This window comes from Crossiella cryophila, from assembly GCF_014204915.1.
GTDB lineage: Bacteria > Actinomycetota > Actinomycetes > Mycobacteriales > Pseudonocardiaceae > Crossiella > Crossiella cryophila.
The window spans coordinates 8559489-8575729 of the sequence record NZ_JACHMH010000001.1; the positions used below are offsets into that span (position 1 = coordinate 8559489).

Below are 16241 nucleotides of genomic sequence, written 5' to 3' on the forward strand. Positions count from 1 at the left end.
ATACCCACCAAACACGACCTGGGAGGCCACGACGTGCACCCGATCAACAGCCGGATCATCCTGCGGCCGACCGATCCGGCCCGCTCCACCGCGTTCTACCGGGACACCCTCGGCCTGGCCATCAGCCGGGAGTTCCCCGGCGGCACGGTGTTCTTCCTCGGCCAGGGCTACCTGGAGGTCTCCGGGCACAGCGGGGACGGCGGTTCGGGCAACGTCGCGTTGTGGTTGCAGGTAAGGGATCTCGCGGCCACCCACCGCGAACTGGTGGACCGCGGCGTGACCGTGCAGCGGGAACCGCGCTGCGAGCCGTGGGGCCTGCACGAGATGTGGATCAGCGATCCGGACGGGGTGCGCATCGTGCTCGTCGAGGTGCCCCCGGATCACCCCATCCGCAAGGATTCCCGGCCCCCTAGCGACTGAGCAGCTCCCCCACGATCGGCCCCAGCTGACCGGTCTCGATCAGGAACCCGTCGTGCCCGTACGGCGAGCCGAGCACCCGCAGCGGCCCGGCCGCCGGGATGCCGTCGGCCAGTTCCTGTTGCTGGACAAGGGGGAACAGCCGGTCACCGGCGACCCCGGCGACCAGGGTGCGGGCCCGCACCGAGGCCAGCGCCGCCGCCACGCCACCGCGGCCGCGGCCCGCGTCGTAGTCGGCCATGGCCTTGGTGAGCGTGACGTAGCTGCCCGCGTCGAACCGGCCGACCAGCTTGGCCGCCTGATGGTCCAAATAGGACTCGATCGAGTATCTGCCACCCTGCCAGGGGTTCTCGCCGGGTTGCGGGATCCGGCCGAAGCGGCCGTTCAGCTCCGCCGGGCTGCGGTAGGTGAGGTGCGCGATCCGCCGGGCCAGGCCGAGTCCGGCGTGCGGGCCGTGGCCGGGCGCGGCGTGGTGGTAGTCACCGCCACGCCAGTTCGGATCCGCCTCGATCGCCCGCACCTGCGCCGAGCACCAGCCGATCTGCTCGGCGCTGCTGGCCGCGGTGCAGGCCAGCAACAGCAGCGCACGCACCCGATCCGGTTGGCACAGCGTCCATTCCAGCGCGCGCATGCCGCCGAGCGAACCGCCGATCACCGCGGCCCAGGCGTCCACGCCGAGATGGTCGGCCAGGTCGTTCTCGGCCCGCGCCAGGTCGTTGAGGGTGAGGAACGGGAACCGGCTGCCCCACGGTTTCCCGTCCGGGGCGGCCGATGCCGGGCCGGTGCTGCCCTGGCAGCCGCCGAGGGCGTTGGGCGCGACCACGAACCAGTGGTTGGTGTCCACCGCGCGGCCGGGCCCGACCAGGCCGTCCCACCAGCCCGCGGTGGGATGGCCCGGCCCGCCCGCCCCGCTGACGTGGCTGTCCCCGGTGAGCGCGTGCAGCACCAGGATCGCGTTGTCCCGCTTGGGGTTGAGACTGCCCCAGGTCTCGTAGGCGAGCCGGGCCCCCGGCAGTGCACCCCCGGCCTGCAACGGCAGTGGGCCGCGCAGGTCCAGCCAGCGGCGGCGGCCGGGTGGGTCGCCCGCCCGCCAGGCGGCGGTGGCGGGCGGGGCGACCACATCGGTGAGCATCCTCAGCCGCCGAGCGCTGCCTTGGCGGCGCGGAAACCGGCCTCCAGGTCGGCCTTGAGGTCTTCCAGGCCCTCGATGCCGACGGAGAGCCGGACCAGGCCGGGGGTGACGCCGGTGGCGACCTGTTCGGCCGCGGAGAGCTGGCTGTGCGTGGTGCTGGCCGGGTGCACGATCAGGCTGCGCACATCGCCGATGTTGACCAGGTGGCTGAACAGCTCGACCGCGTCCACGAACGCCTTGCCCGCCTCGACCCCGCCGCGCAGGTCGAAGGAGACCACCGCGCCGGCGCCCTTGGGCAGGTACTTCTGGGCCAGTTCGTGCCAGCGGCTGGACGGCAGCCCGGCGTAGTAGACGGTCTCCACCTCGTCGCGGGCCTCCAGCCATTCGGCCAGTGCCTTGGCGTTGGCCACGTGCCGTTCGATCCGCAGCGACAACGTCTCCAGCCCTTGCAGCACCAGGAAGGCGTTGAACGGGGACAGCGCCGGACCGAGGTCGCGCAGGCCCTGCACGCGCAGCTTGGCGGCGAAGGCGCCGGGACCGAGTGCGGGCCAGTACTGGAGACCGTTGTAGCTGGGGTCGGGCTCGGTGAAGCCGGGGAAGCGGGCCGGGTCGGCGCCGAAGTCGAAGGTGCCGCCGTCCACGACCACGCCGCCGATCGCGTTGCCGTGCCCGCCGAGGTACTTGGTGGCCGAGTGCACCACGATGTCCGCGCCGTGCTCGATCGGGCGCAGCAGGTACGGGGTGGGCACGGTGTTGTCCACCACCAGCGGCACCCCGGCCTCGTGCGCGACCCCGGCGACCGCGGCCACGTCCAGGACGTTGCTGCGCGGGTTGGCCAGGGTCTCGGCGAAGAACAGCTTGGTGTTGGGGCGCACCGCGGCCCGCCAGGCGTCCAGGTCGTCCGGGTCCTCGACGAAGCTGACCTCGATGCCCAGCTTGGGCAGGGTGTAGTGGAACAGGTTGTAGGTGCCGCCGTAGAGCGAGGCGCTGGAGACCAGGTGGTCGCCCGCACTGGCCAGGGTCAGCACGGTGAGGGTCTCGGCGGCCTGGCCGGAGGCGAGCGCGACCGCGGCCACCCCGCCCTCCAGCGCGGCCACCCGCTGCTCCAGGACGTCCTGGGTGGGGTTGTTGATCCGGGTGTAGATGTTGCCCGGTTCGGCCAGGCTGAACAGGTTCGCCGCGTGCTGGGTGTCCCGGAAGACGAACGAGGTGGTCTGGTAGATCGGCGTGGCCCTGGCCCCGGTGGCAGGGTCGGGCTGGGCGCCTGCGTGGATCTGACGGGTCTCGAAGGACCAGGCGGCACTGGCTGCTGCGGACATGCGGATACTCCCGAGTGAGAATTGCGAAATGTGGGCACGCGAAATGAGCCCGAACGGCCGATTAGCGACCGCCGGTGAATTGACCCCGGGCAGCGTCCGACCGGCCGAGGGCATCGGCCTTCAGGTGCGCGGGGAAGGGTTGTGCCTGGTCGTCAGGCAGCAGGAGTGCAGCAACACGCCATGGCCGTCACACGTCGCAGATCGACGTGGATACGGGACACCAGGGTGCTCACAGTCCGGAGACTAGCAGCGGACCGGAGGTTTCCGCAGAAACCGCCCACCATGTGAGAGTAATTCCGCCTTCTGGTCGAAGATTATTGTTTCCACCCTTGACCGCACCCGGTTTGGCTCAGCACGATTCGGTATTCCCTCAATTCCCATCAGGAGTGCCGCCATGTCGTTGACCGATGTCATCGAGGCCACCCGGAGCGCGGTCGCCGAGGATCCGTACCACGCGGGCGCGGTCTTCGACGCGCACTGCGCGGTGGTGGCCGGCACCGACACCAGGGTTCGGGTGCGCATCCGCGGGCACGAGCAGACCGCGGACGAGACGGTGGCCCGCGGCGGCGCGGACACCGGGCCGAACCCGGTGGAGTACGCGCTGGCCGCGCTGGGCTCCTGCCAGGTGGTCACCTACCAGTTCTGGGCGGCGAAACTGCGGCTGCGGCTGAGTTCGGTGTCGGTGGAGGTGACCGGCGAGCTGGACCGGCGCGGGTTCTTCGGGCTCACCGAGCACACCAGGCCCGGGTACACCGGCATCACGGTGCGGGTGCGGCTGGACGGACCGGAGACCAGGGAGCGCTACGAGGAGCTGCGGCGCGAGGTCGACCGGCACTGTCCGGTGCTCGACCTGTTCCGCGCGGAGACCCCGGTGGGCACCGAGCTGCGCTGAGCCCGGAAAATGCCCGCATGGAACTGACCAAGCTGGACGCCGACGAGCTGCCCGCCCCCCTGGCCGACCTGCGCAAGGCCTACGACGAGCTGAAGGCGCAGAACCTGTCCCTGGACCTGACCCGGGGCAAGCCCGCTGCCGAACAGCTCGACCTGTCCAACGAGCTGCTGTGCCTGCCGGGCAAGGACGTTTTCAAGGCGGGCGGCACGGACACCCGCAACTACGGTGGCCTCGCCGGCCTGCCGGAACTGCGCGAGATCTTCAGCGGCCCGCTGGGCGTGCCGGTGCCGCAGTTGCTGGCACTGGGCAACTCCAGCCTCGCGGTGATGCACGAGACCATTGTCTTCGCGCTGCTCAAGGGCCCGGTCGACGGCGAGCCGTGGGTGGGGCAGCAGATCAAGTTCCTGTGTCCGGTGCCCGGTTACGACCGGCACTTCTCGCTGTTGAAGCAGTTCGGCATCGAGGCGGTGCCGGTGCCGCTGCACGAGGACGGCCCGGACATGGACGTGGTCGAGCGGCTGGTCGCCGAGGACGCCTCGATCAAGGGCATCTGGTGCGTGCCCAAGTACGCCAACCCCACCGGCGCGGTCTACTCCGAGGACACCGTCCGCCGGCTGGCCTCGATGCCCACCGCGGCCAAGGACTTCCGGCTGTTCTGGGACAACGCCTACGCGCTGCACCACCTCACCGAGGACGCGGTGGAGATCGCCAACGTGCTCGAACTGGCGACCGCGGCGGGAAACCCCAACCGCCCCTTCGTCTTCGCCTCCTCCTCCAAGATCACCCACGCCGGTTCGGGGGTGGCCTTCTTCGGCGGTTCACCGGAGAACGTGGCCTGGCTGACCAAGAACCAGAGCTTCGGCACCATCGGCCCGGACAAGGTCAACCACCTCCGGCACGTGGCCTTCCTCAAGGACACCGAGGGCCTGCTCGCGCACATGGACAAGCAGCGCGCGGTGATCGCCCCGAAGTTCGAGATGGTGCTGTACATGCTGGAGAAGCGCCTGGGCGGCACCGGCGTCGCGCAGTGGAGCAAGCCCAAGGGCGGCTACTTCATCAGCCTGGACGTGCTGGAGGGCACCGCCAAGCGCGTGGTGCAGCTGGCCAAGGAGGCCGGGATCGTGCTGACCCCGGCCGGCGCGACCTTCCCGCACGGTGACGACCCGCGCGACCGCAACATCCGGCTGGCGCCGACCTTCCCGGACATCCGCGAGGTCGCACTGGCCACCGAGGGCGTGGTGACCTGCGTGCTGCTGGCCGCGGTGGAGAAGCTCAGCGGCAACTGAAGCCGCCGGGCCCGGCCCGGCCGGTGATCATCGGCCGGGCCCACCCAGCCCCCTGGCGTCCGGCGGGGCCGGGTGGGGCGCATTAGCCTTGGCCGCATGCGAGTCGTCATCGCCGGAGGCCACGGCCAGATCGCCCTCAAGCTCGAAGCACTGCTCTCCGCCCGCGGGGACAGCGCGGCGGGCCTCATCCGCAATCCCGAGCACGCCGCCGACCTGCGTGCCATCGGCGCCGAACCGGTCGAGCTGGACCTGGAATCGGCCACCGTGGCCCAGGTGGTGGCCGCGCTGGCCGGGGCGGACGCGGTGGTGTTCGCGGCGGGCGCAGGCGGCAAGGCGGCCTCGGATGGCAGTGACCGCAAGGACAACGTGGATCGCGGGGCGGCGGCGTTGCTGGCCGACGCGGCCGAGCGGGCCGGGGTGCGCCGGTACCTGATGATCTCCTCCTACGGCGCGGACGTGGCGCCGAGGGACGGGTACAGCGAGAGCTTCGCCGCCTACCTGCGGGCCAAGGGCGAGGCGGACGCGGACCTGAGCCGCCGGGACCTGGACTGGACCATCCTGCGGCCGGTCACGCTGACCAACGACGAACCGGCCGGGGTGGTCACCCTGGCGGAGCGGGTCGAGCCGACCAAGATCCCGCGCGCCGATGTGGCCGCGGTGCTGCTCGCGCTGCTGGACACCCCCGGCACCGCCCGGCTGACCATCGAGCTGACCGGTGGCGGCACCCCGGTCGCCGAGGCCGTGGCCAAGATCGCCCAGTAGTACGCGTGCCCGTCATATATCGCACTCCGATATATGACGGGCATGACTTCGCTCGCAGTCCCGCATGTTCGCGTCATGAACCCGAGGGACCAGGGTCACCCACTCAGCCGGACCCTGCCCCATTCGGAGGACGAGCATGTCGGAGACACCCCCAGGAACCGAGGTGCCCAGCGACGCTGAGCTGATCACCAAGGTGCGCGCCGGTGTCACCGAGAGCTACGGCGAGCTGTACCGGCGGCACGTCGGTTCGGCCACCGCATTCGCCCGCCAGCTGGCCAATGCCACCGCCGAGGCCGACGACCTGGTCGCGGAGGCGTTCACCAAGGTCCTGGACGCGTTGCGGGCCGGCAAGGGCCCGGAACTGGCCTTCCGCTCCTACCTGCTGACCACCCTGCGCAACGTGGCCTACGAACGCCACCGCCGGGCCAAGCCGGTCACCCTGAGCAACGACCTGGGCGAGGTCCCGGACCAGGTGGAGACCCAGGCCAGCGTGTTCGAGGACATCGAGCGTTCGCTGGCCGCCAAGGCCTTCCAACGTCTGCCGGAACGCTGGCAGGCGGTGCTTTGGTATACCGAGATCGAGGGACACGCCCCAGCCGAGGTCGCCCCCCTGCTCGGCCTCAACCCCAACGGCGTCTCCGCCCTGGCCTACCGCGCCCGCGAGGGCCTGCGCCAGGCCTACCTCCAGGTCCACCTCGCCGACACCGAGAACAGCCGCTGCCGCGCCACGGTGGAACGCCTGGGCGCGTGGACCCGCAGCCGGTTGTCCAAGCGCGAGGCGGCGCAGGTCGAGGCGCACCTGGACACGTGCGAGCAGTGCCGGGCATTGGCGGCGGAGCTGGTTGACCTCAACGGGGCGTTGCGGGCGGCGGCGGGACCGTTGGTGCTGGGGGTCGGGGCGGCGGGGTATCTGGCCAGTGCGGCCAGCGATGGCGGGATCGGGGTGGCGGGGGCCGGACTCGGTGGCGCGGCGGGAACTGGGGGCGCGGGAAGCGTTGGTGGGACTGGCGGTGCGGCGGGCGGCGGCTCGGCGAGCGCCGGGGGCGCGGGCGGAGCCGCGGGTGCTGGCGGGACCGGCGACGCGGGCGCGGGTGGCGCTGGCGGAGCGAGTGCGGGCGGAGCTGGAGCGGGCGGAGCTGGCGGTGCGGGTGCTGGCAGCGCGGGTGGTGTGCTGGGGCAGTCGTGGGCGGCGCTGGTCGCGGTGGCGGCCGGAGTCGGCGCGGTGACCATGGCACTGGCAGCCCAGCCCACCGAGGCCGCCCAACCACGTGTCCAGGCCCCCGCCCTCGCCCCGGCCACCGCCACGCCGGAGCACCCCTCGACCGCCACCCCACCCCCACCCGCCACCACCCAGCCGGGCAGCACTCCCCCGGCCCCCACTCCCTCGGCCACCACCACGAACCGGCCACCCGGCCCGACCCCACCGCGAACCCCGGGCACTTCCCCCGGCACCACTCCTCCCCCGACCACCACCCCACCTCCCCCCGCCCCGGCGCGACTGACCGCGAGCGCCACGGCCGACCGGACGCATCCCGGTGGCACCACTGGATACGCGCTGACCGTGCGCAACGACGGCGCCGCCGCCACCGGGCCGGTGCGGGTGCGGTTGTCGTTGCCGGAGGGCGTGTTCGCGCGTGGTGGCGGCGGTAGCCGGTGCACCCAGGACGGGCGGGTGGCGGAGTGTTTCCTGACCGATTCACTCGCGGCGGGCGCCCAGTCGACGGTGCGGATCTCCTTGCACGTCAGCGTGTTCAGCGCGGGTGGGCCGGTGTCCGGGACGGTGTACTCGGGGCCGCTGAGCGCTCCGGTCGGGGCGGTGCGGGTGGACGCCCGGCGCTGGTTCTGAACCGCGTTCCCCGAATGGTCTAGACCCATTGACGTGGTGCGGCCAATCGCCCTAACTTCGGTGCAACGTCGGGAAAATTCCGATCCGCCGCTGGTTCTTCAGTTCTGCCGGAGTGCTCCGCCGAGCGCCCCGAATCCCTGTGAGGGAGAACCATGCCCAGGATCAACTCCGCGCTGTCCCGGGGCCGCCGTGTCCTGGCCGCAGGCGCGACCCTGCTGCTCCTGCCCGTGCTCGGACTCACCGCCCTCGCCCCGTCCGCCAGCGCCGCGCCGGGCCTGACCGCGACCTTCTCCATCGCCGACATGGGGTCCTGGAAACAGGGCAAGTACATCGTCGGCAACCCGACCACCGCGGCGATCACCGGATGGAAGATCGAGTTCGATCTGCCTGCCGGCACCACGTTGAGCAACACCTGGTACGGCAAGTCCACCGTGTCCGGCAACCACGTCACCGTCGAGAACGAGCACTACAACGCCAGGGTCAACGGCGGGGCCAACACCGAGCCGTACAGCCCGATGTTCCAGCTCACCGGGACCGGGGTGCCGGCGAACTGCCGGATCAACGGCAACAAGTGCGACGGCGCGGCCGATCGCGGTCCGGAGGCGCCGACGAACCCGCGCGGCACCGGCAAGACCACCAAGACCGCGACGCTGGCCTGGAACGCCGCGGTGGCCGGGGACTTCCCGGTGGCGGGCTATGAGATCGCAGGCGGACCGGCACTGGTGTCGGTGACCGGGACCTCGGGCACGGTGGCCGGACTGACCCCGAACACCGACTACACCTTCACCGTCAAGGCCCGCGACACCAGGGGCAACCTCTCCCCCGCCAGCGCCGCGGTGACCGTGCGCACCAACAATCCCGGCGACGACACCCAGCCGCCGACCGTGCCCGGCAACCTTCGCAGCACCGGCAAGACCTCGACCAGTGTCGCGCTGGCCTGGAACGCCTCCACCGACAACTCGGGTATCGCGAACTACGACATATATCGCGACGGTGTATATGCCGCGACCGTGAGCGGGACTTCGTCCACTGTGGACGGTCTGTCGCCGAGCACCGCGTACCGGTTCACCGTGCGGGCGCGGGACAACTACGACAACCTGTCCGCGGCCAGCGCCGAGGTCGCGGTGACCACCGACGACCTGGTCGGCGGCGGCAACTACGCCAGGGTCGGCTACTTCGTGCAGTGGGGCATCTACGGTCGCCAGTACTTCGTGCGCAACCTGGACACCACCGGCGCGGCGGCCAAGCTGACCCACATCAACTACGCCTTCGCCAACATCGACCCGGTCAACCTGACCTGCCTGCAGGGCGTCACCAAGGGCACCAGCGCCAACCCGCAGGACCCCAACCAGGGTGACGGGGCAGGCGACGCCGAGGCCGACTACAGCAGGCCGTTCGCGGCCGCCCAGTCGGTCGACGGGGTGGCCGACACCGGCTGGGAACCGTTGCGCGGCAGCTACAACCAGCTGCGCAAGCTCAAGGCCAAGCACCCGCACCTGAAGATCCTGATCTCACTGGGCGGCTGGACCTACTCGAAGTACTTCTCCGACGTGGCCGCGACCGACGCGGCCCGCAAGAAGTTCGTGACCAGCTGCCTGGACATCTACATCAAGGGCAACCTGCCCACCTACAACGGCGCCGGCGGCGTGGGTTCGGCCGCCGGCATCTTCGACGGCATCGACCTGGACTGGGAGTGGCCGGGCGCGGAAGGCCACGCGGGCAACCACATCAGCCCGAACGACAAGCGCAACAACACCCTGCTGGTCGCGGAGTTCCGCAGGCAGCTGGACGCGCTTGGCCAGCAGAACAAGAAGCAGTACCAGCTCACCGCGTTCACCCCGGCCGACCCGGCCAAGGTCGACGCGGGCTGGGAGATCTCCGGCCCCGACCACGTCTTCAAGTACCTCGACATGGCCAACGTGCAGGGCTACGACTTCCACGGGGCGGGCAGCGACAACTCCTGGGAGCCCAAGCGGGCCGGGCACCAGGGCAACCTCTACACCGACGCCGAGGACCCGTACAACTTCCACTTCAGCGTGGAGAACGCGGTCAACCACTACCTCAACGCCGGGGTGAACCCACGCAAGCTCACCATCGGCTTCGCCTACTACGGCCGCGGCTGGCAACAGGTGACCGACGGCGGCAAGAAGGGTGAGTGGCAGGCCGCGAACGGGGCCGCGCCGGGCCAGTTCGCCGAGGAGGCGGGCACCAGGGGCTACAGCAACCTGATCGCCAGCGTGCCGGGCATGACGATCTACCACGACGAGCAGTCGGTGGCCACCTACGGCTACACCGGCAACAACGGCCAGTGGTGGAGCTTCGACGACGCCTGGTCGATCGGCAAGAAAACGGCCTGGCTGAAGAGCAAGAACCTGTTGGGCGCGATGGTGTGGGAGATGTCCGGGGACACCGGCAGCCTCACCACGGCGCTGGACAACGGGCTGCGTTAGCCGGCACGGCAGCACTGACAGCAACGGCGGGGCGGGCCTGGGAAGGCTCGCCCCGCCGTGTGCGGAGAAGATCGGCGGCGCGGGGCAGCGGGTGCCCGCACCAGCGGCGCGTCAGGCCGCGCGGGCCGGGTCCGCCTGCACCGGTGACGGCGCGGCGGGTGTGCTGAGCCGCAGCGCGTACACGCACCCGGCCACGATGAACACCAGCGCCACGATCACGTAGCTGTTGCCGAGCAACTGCTCGCCCAGCGTCCACTTCAGCTCGCGGTCGGCCTCCTTGGGCACCAGCTGGTGCCCGCCGATGCCGAAGATCACCGCCACCGGCAGCCCGATCGCCAGCAACCGGATCCGGGCGTCAGCAGTCTGGGTGAACTTCACCACCAGGAGCACCACCACGGGCCCGATCCACACCCAGTGGTGCGACCAGGACACCGGGGAGGCCAGCAGGCCGGCGGTGGCCACCAGCAGCAGGGCCAGCAGGTCCTGATCGGCCGCGCGCAGCCGGTACACCGCCAGCGCGGTCACCGCCACGATCACCGCGACCAGGGCCACCCACAGCACGGTGGAGTCCAGGCCGAGGCGGGAGATGACGCCGCGGACGGACTGGTTGGTGGCGTAGACCGGGGAGCCGATGCGGCCCGGGTCGGTCAGGGTCTGGAACCAGTACTGCATGGAGTTGCCTGGCGAGAGCAGGAAGCCCAGCGCGCCGAAGCCGAAGAAGGAGCCGACCGCGACGAACATCGGCTTCCACTGCAGCTTCACCAGGAAGAACAGCAGGAAGGCCAGTGGCGTGAGCTTGATCGCGGCGGCCAGGCCGATCATCATGCCGCGCGGCCACGGGGTCTTCTTCAGCAGGCAGTCGGCCGCGATCATGACCATCAGGATCAGGTTGACCTGGCCGAACATCAGCGTTTCGCGGATCGGCTCCAGCACCACGCAGACCAGGCCGACCGCCGAGGCGATGTACCAGGCCTTGCGGCGGTCCAGGCCGAGGCGCTGGCCGACCATGGCGCCGGTGCCGAACAGCGCGAGCAGGCTGACCACCACGAACAGCACCGCGCTGACCCAGAACGGCAGCAGCCCCACCGGCGCGAACAGCACCGCGGCCAGCGGGGGGTAGGTGAAGGGCAGCGGGAAGTCCAGCGTGAACGGGCGCGGGAAGCTCGGCTCGTACAGGCTCAGCCCGTTCAGCCAGGTCAGGCCGCCCGCGCGGTAGACCTGCAGGTCGAGGTAGTAGAACGCCTTGCCGATGTTGAACAGCGTGATGACACCGAATCCCGCGGCCAGCATCAGGGCGACCACGACTGGCAGTCGCCAGGCGGGCGCGGCATTCGATGCTGACATGTTGACCTTGGAGATGTCCCTCACCCCGAACTTCTGGCGGCGCTGCTACTCCGGGCGAGGGTACCCAACAGCGTTCTCACACCCGCGTCATGGGCGGCCCGGTGCGCCGTCACGTAGTTGTGACCGCGGGATCACCGCAGGTCATGGGACCCTGACAAGATGTGTGACTTTCCCACGAGGATCCGTGTACGGACTGTGATCTACCCACACACGGTTGGCCTAGGAAACTAGTTCTCCTCAGCTACGAAAGCGCACGTTTGCGCACAGATGAGCTACTCTGTGCGCATGAGCATTGCGTTGGAGGATGTCTTGGCCAGAGCCGGATTGCGGGTCACCGCCACCGAGTTCCTGTCCCTGGTGGAGGACGCCGCACGCAAGCTGGCGCCGCCGCACCCGGACCCCGGGGCCTACTTCTCCGCAGATCAGCGCGCCGCGCTGGCCGCGGTCGGGGTGGACCTGAGTCCGAGGGCCGACGGCGAGCGCGACCCGAGGGCGAAGGCGGTGGCCTCCCAGGCCGTGCTGCGCGACTCGGCGATGACCGTGGCCGAAGCGGCCGAACGGGTGGGCGTGGACACCAGCCGGATCCGGCACCGGGTCAGCGCGGGTCGGCTCACCGGCTGGAAGGACCGCGGCGGCTGGCGACTGCCCGCCTGGCAGTTCACCGACAGCGGGGTGCTGCCCGGTCTGGGTATGGTGCTGGCAAAGGTGCCTGCCGATCAGCCCCAGATGGTGGTCGCGGCGTTCATGACGACCCCTCAGGAGGACCTGCTGCTCGGCGACCGGCCGACCTCCCCCCGCGACTGGCTGCTTGCCGGTGGTGACCCGCGCCGGGTCGCGACGCTGGCCTCGACGCTGGGGACGCCGGCCTGACTGGTCCATTGAGACCACCCAGGTAAGCGAACTCACGCGAGACCAGCGAACAGGACACACGACTTGGCCCGGCTTCCTCCGCCGCCGACTCCGGCTGCGCTGCAAGCGTTGCTGCGCCGAACCGAGGACGTCGTCGCCGTACACCGCGCGACCCGTCTGGTGCGCATCTTCGCCGCGGGCGGCACCCACCCCCAGCGGTGGAACTCCTTCCGGTACGCCGGACCGTTGCCGCACGCCCGGTTCGACCCGCACCCGGCCACCCTGGACGGCCGCCCGATCGAGACCCACGAACACGGGGTCCTGTATTTCGGCCTGTCCGTGCGGACCAGCGTCGCCGAGGTCTACCAGGCGACATCGACGGTGGACCGGCGCACCCGCAGCCCGCACCTGGTGGTGCTTCGGCCGCGGCGCACGTTGCGGTTGCTGGATCTTTCCGGGCTGTGGCCCACTCGCGCCGGTGCGTCGCAGTCGATCAGCACTGGGCCGAAGGACCGTACGCAGGCTTGGGCTCGGGCGATCCGGGCGGCTTATCCGGAGCTGGATGGGCTTTGGTACCGGTCCTCGATGGACACCGGGAATCCGGCTATCTGCCTGTGGGATCCGCCGGGGATGAGCGCGTTGCCGATCGCGCCGGATGTGTTGTTGCCGTTGGATCATCCGGGGCTGGATCTGCCGCTGGCGCGGATCTGCGAGGAACTCAACTACACGCTGCTTGGCTGAGCCGGGGTCCCCTTCCTCGGCGTGTTGGCCGTTGTCGTACGGGGTGTTGGCCGTTGTGGGACACGAGCGACGATCAAGAGCGTCCTCGCCGGACGGGCAGAAATCAAAGGATGGGGGGAAATCAAAGGCACAGAGCAGTGCTCGTACGGTTCCCCATCCCCGTCAGCCTTCCGATACCAAACCACATCCCGGCAAGCAGCCCGGTTGCGTTTGTGTTGACTTGGCGGCGGTTTGTGTTGCGGGGCTGCTTGCCGGGATGCGGTGTGTCCTCTCCAGGCTGACGGGGATGGGGAACCGCTCAGGTGGGGTTTGAAAAGCCACCCCGGCTGCTTGTCCTCGGGCTCCGCCCGGTCGCGGCGCGGTCGAACCGCCTAGCCGCCACGCTTCGGGCTTCGCCCGCCTGCCCCCGACGCTCACCGCTCCGGGCTTCGCCCGCCCACAACGGCCAACGTGCCGTACAAGAACGGCCAACACACCGTCCCATAACGGCCAACACGCGCGGAGGGTTGAAACCCTCGCCAGCGTGTTGGCCGTTCTTGTACCGGGTGTTGGCCGTTTTCGTACGGTGTGTTGGCCGTTGTTGTACGGCTTGTTGGCTGTTGTGGGTGGGGTTAGGCGGTTTTGGGGAGGTGGGTGGGGAGGTGGCGGCGGTAGCGGCAGGTGGGGATTTCCTGGTTTTGCAGGTGGTCTGTGCTGGTGGTGCCGTCTGGGCGCCAGCCGTGGGCGCGGTAGAAGTTGCGGGCGAGCATGTTGGCTTGGAAGACCCAGAGTTCGGCGTGGGTGTGGCCTAGGGCGGCCAGGTGGCGGAGGCCGGCGTGGTGGACCGCCCGGCCCGCTCCGGTGCCCCACATTCTCGGGTCGCCGTACAGGGCGATCAGTTCTCCGGTTGAGTTCTCGGTCTCGCGGACCGCGCAGTACGCGCCGATGCGGCCGGTGCGGTCTTCGGCGACGAACACCGTGTCCGCTCCTGGCCTGCTCAGCCAGGTTTCCCAGCCGGGGGCTCGGCGCTGCGGGCTCATCTGGTCGAGCAGCTCGTCAGCGACGATGCCTCGATAGGCGTACTGCCAGCTCAACACGTTGATACGGGCGATCTCCGCCGCATCCGCCGGTTCTGCCTGGCGCACCGTCCATGTCATGACAAGAGCCTGCGGGACGGCACCGGGTCCGGGCCAGGGAATTTCCCGTTCGGACCAGGCGCGCGGCCCTGATCAGCCCAAATGGCGGGACCACCAGTCGAGAACGGCCTCGAAGCGCTGCAGCCGGTGCTTCGGCCTGCCGCCGCGGGTGAGTTCGTGGCCCTCGCCGGGGAAGAGCAGCATCTCGGTCGGGGTGCCGTTGCGGCGCAGGGCGACGAACATCCGCTGGGCCTGTTCCAGGGGACACCGCCAGTCCTGTTCGGAGTGGGCGATCAGGAACGGGATGGTGATCTGGTCGGCGTAGGTGAGGGGGCTGCTGCGGCGCTGGGTTTCCTCGTCGGCGCAGTAGTCGGTGGCGAAGGACCAGCCGATGTCGGAGGAGCCGACGAAGGAGTCCCAGGCGTTGAGCGCGCGTTCGCTCCAGGCGGCCACGAACCGCTCGCCGTGTTTGGCGGCCAGGATGCCGGTCATCAGGCCGCCGTAGGAGCCGCCCATCACGCCCACGCGGGCCGGGTCCAGGCCGGGGAGTTCCAGGGCCGCGTCCAGCAGGGCGAGCAGGTCGCCGGTGTCCTCCACGGTGCCGAAACCGGGGCCGGCGAGTACCGCGCCGTGCGCCTGGCCGTAGCTGGCCGAGCCGCGCGGGTTGCCGAGCACCACGGCGTACCCGGCCTCGGCGTAGATCTGCGCCTCGTCGAAGAAACCGCGGCTGTAGAAGCGGAACGGGCCGCCGTGGATGTTGAGCAGCACCGGGTGCGGGCCGGGGCCCTTGGGCAGCATCACCCAGCCGTGCACCGGGTAGCCGTCGGGGGCGGCGGTGTCGATCTCCTGCCAGCCGAGCAGGCCGGTGGCGCGGGCCTCGGCGTTGAACTCGGTGAGGGTGACCGGGTTCTCGCCGAGCAGCACGAGTTCGCCTGGATCGTCCACAGTGGACACGGCTGCCACCGTGCGGCCGCTGTGCGCGGTGAAGCCGAGTACCGCGGCGTCCTCGCCCGCCAGCAGTGGCAGCTCGTCCAAGAGTGCTTCCTTGGCGCCGGTGGGGACCAGGCGGACCTGCACCGCGCCCCGGTGCGCCACCGGCACCAGCACGCCGCCCTCGATGAGCACCGGCGGGCCGGGGGCGCGTTCCACCGCGACCGTCTCGGTGTCGGTCAGCCGCAGCGGGGTGCCCGGTTCGCCGGTCAGCCGCAGCGGGGCCGACCACAGGCCGGGGTTGAGCGCGACCGCGCGGCCGGTGAACTGCTCACCGCAGTAGTAGACCGTGTCGCCGTCGGCGGTCGGGTACTCCGCGGTGCCCTCACTGCGCACCACCAGCACCGGCTCGCCGCCTGCCACCGACACCGCGTAGACGTCGGTGTGCAGGGTGTCGCCGTCGGCGCCCAGGGCACGCTGAGCGGTGAAGAGCACGTGCCTGCCGTCCGGGGTGAAGGCGGGATCGGCGGCGTCCACGTCCAGCTCGGTGAGCCGCCGGGGCGGGCTGGGCACACCGTCGGGGCCGGGCAACTCGGCCACGTGCACCTGGGCCGGGCGGTCGCCGATGAAGCCGATGCCGTCGAAGCGGTAGCTGAACCGGGTGATCCGGCGCGGCGCCTCGGCCTCCGGCCCCACGCCCGCGGTGGTCCCGTAGCGGCCCGGTTCGGGCACCCTGGCGGTCCAGGCCAGCGAGCGTGAGTCCGGCGCCCAGGCTGGCACTCCGGCCCCCAGCGGCAGGTCGGTGAGCTGGATCGCCTCACCGCCCGCGGTGGGCAGCAGGTAGACCTGGGGCCTGGCCGCCGTGCCGGAGTCACCGGCCACCCGCAGGAAGGCCACCCAGGCGCCGTCCGGGGAGATCCGCGGCTGGGTGTCGGAGCGGCCGCCGGTGATCCGCCGGGGTGTGCCGCCAGGGGTCAGCGGCACCTGCCACAGGCCGCCGCGATAGCCGTCGGCCCGCAGGTCCGGGCTGGACACGGCCACCACGAGGGTGTCGCCGTGCAGGGCCGGGATTCCGGGAACTCGCAGAAAAGGAAGATCCTCCGGGCGCATGCGGGCCAAGCTACCCGCCCGGAGGACCTTCCCTCGAGCCTTGCCGGA

The 16241-nt window shown here is 70.7% G+C and carries 13 protein-coding genes; 8 read left to right on the top strand and 5 right to left on the bottom strand.

The genetic code is table 11. The features are described from left to right. The first annotated feature begins 33 nt into the window (after positions 1–33). Positions 34–420 (top strand): VOC family protein, encoded by a 387-nt coding sequence (locus HNR67_RS36745; RefSeq protein WP_185007589.1) that lies wholly within the window; start codon positions 34–36, stop codon positions 418–420. Here HNR67_RS36745 and metX read toward each other — a convergent pair. Together metX and HNR67_RS36755 are read right to left on the bottom strand one after the other, a co-directional pair. After that, entirely contained in the window at positions 410–1549 is a 1140-nt protein-coding gene (gene metX, locus HNR67_RS36750) for a homoserine O-acetyltransferase MetX (RefSeq protein ID WP_185007591.1), read from the bottom strand. The genes HNR67_RS36745 and metX overlap by 11 nt on opposite strands. A gap of 2 nt (positions 1550–1551) precedes the next feature. Beyond that, positions 1552–2868 carry a bifunctional o-acetylhomoserine/o-acetylserine sulfhydrylase gene (locus tag HNR67_RS36755; RefSeq protein ID WP_185007593.1) on the bottom strand — a complete coding sequence of 439 codons (1317 nt, stop codon included), beginning with the start codon at positions 2866–2868 and terminating at the stop codon, positions 1552–1554. A gap of 394 nt (positions 2869–3262) precedes the next feature. Between HNR67_RS36755 and HNR67_RS36760 the strand changes: the two genes are divergently transcribed. From HNR67_RS36760 to HNR67_RS36780, 5 genes are all read left to right on the top strand, one after another. Further along, positions 3263–3760 carry an OsmC family protein gene (locus HNR67_RS36760; protein WP_185007595.1) on the top strand — a complete coding sequence of 166 codons (498 nt, stop codon included), beginning with the start codon at positions 3263–3265 and terminating at the stop codon, positions 3758–3760. Positions 3761–3777: 17 nt separating this feature from the next. Beyond that, positions 3778–5046 (top strand): aminotransferase class I/II-fold pyridoxal phosphate-dependent enzyme, encoded by a 1269-nt coding sequence (locus HNR67_RS36765; protein ID WP_185007597.1) that lies wholly within the window; start codon positions 3778–3780, stop codon positions 5044–5046. Positions 5047–5142: 96 nt separating this feature from the next. Then, positions 5143–5808 (top strand): NAD(P)H-binding protein, encoded by a 666-nt coding sequence (locus tag HNR67_RS36770; RefSeq protein WP_185007599.1) that lies wholly within the window; start codon positions 5143–5145, stop codon positions 5806–5808. A gap of 136 nt (positions 5809–5944) precedes the next feature. Further along, positions 5945–7654 (top strand): sigma-70 family RNA polymerase sigma factor, encoded by a 1710-nt coding sequence (locus HNR67_RS45305; protein ID WP_185007601.1) that lies wholly within the window; start codon positions 5945–5947, stop codon positions 7652–7654. Positions 7655–7806: 152 nt separating this feature from the next. After that, positions 7807–10104, top strand: a complete 2298-nt coding sequence (locus HNR67_RS36780; protein ID WP_185007603.1) for a glycosyl hydrolase family 18 protein — start codon at positions 7807–7809, stop codon at positions 10102–10104. A 111-nt stretch (positions 10105–10215) separates the two neighbouring features. Here the strand turns inward: HNR67_RS36780 and HNR67_RS36785 are convergent, their stop codons facing one another. Next, positions 10216–11448: a glycosyltransferase 87 family protein gene (locus HNR67_RS36785; RefSeq protein WP_185007605.1), complete on the bottom strand. Its 1233-nt coding sequence runs from the start codon at positions 11446–11448 to the stop codon at positions 10216–10218. Between the two features lie 285 nt (positions 11449–11733). On the opposite strand from HNR67_RS36785, the gene HNR67_RS36790 reads away from it, so the two are divergent. Both HNR67_RS36790 and HNR67_RS36795 read left to right on the top strand, forming a co-directional pair. Next, positions 11734–12318 (top strand): MerR family transcriptional regulator, encoded by a 585-nt coding sequence (locus HNR67_RS36790; RefSeq protein ID WP_185007607.1) that lies wholly within the window; start codon positions 11734–11736, stop codon positions 12316–12318. A 63-nt stretch (positions 12319–12381) separates the two neighbouring features. Continuing rightward, positions 12382–13038 (top strand): RES family NAD+ phosphorylase, encoded by a 657-nt coding sequence (locus HNR67_RS36795; protein WP_185007609.1) that lies wholly within the window; start codon positions 12382–12384, stop codon positions 13036–13038. Between the two features lie 611 nt (positions 13039–13649). On the opposite strand, the gene HNR67_RS36800 is transcribed toward HNR67_RS36795, so the two are convergent. Both HNR67_RS36800 and HNR67_RS36805 read right to left on the bottom strand, forming a co-directional pair. Beyond that, positions 13650–14174, bottom strand: coding sequence for a GNAT family N-acetyltransferase (locus HNR67_RS36800; protein ID WP_185007611.1), 525 nt, complete (start codon positions 14172–14174; stop codon positions 13650–13652). Between the two features lie 72 nt (positions 14175–14246). Next, the gene (locus HNR67_RS36805; RefSeq protein ID WP_185007613.1) at positions 14247–16193 is read right to left on the bottom strand and encodes a S9 family peptidase; all 1947 of its coding nucleotides are present in this window, start codon (positions 16191–16193) and stop codon (positions 14247–14249) included. Positions 16194–16241: the final 48 nt, after the last annotated feature.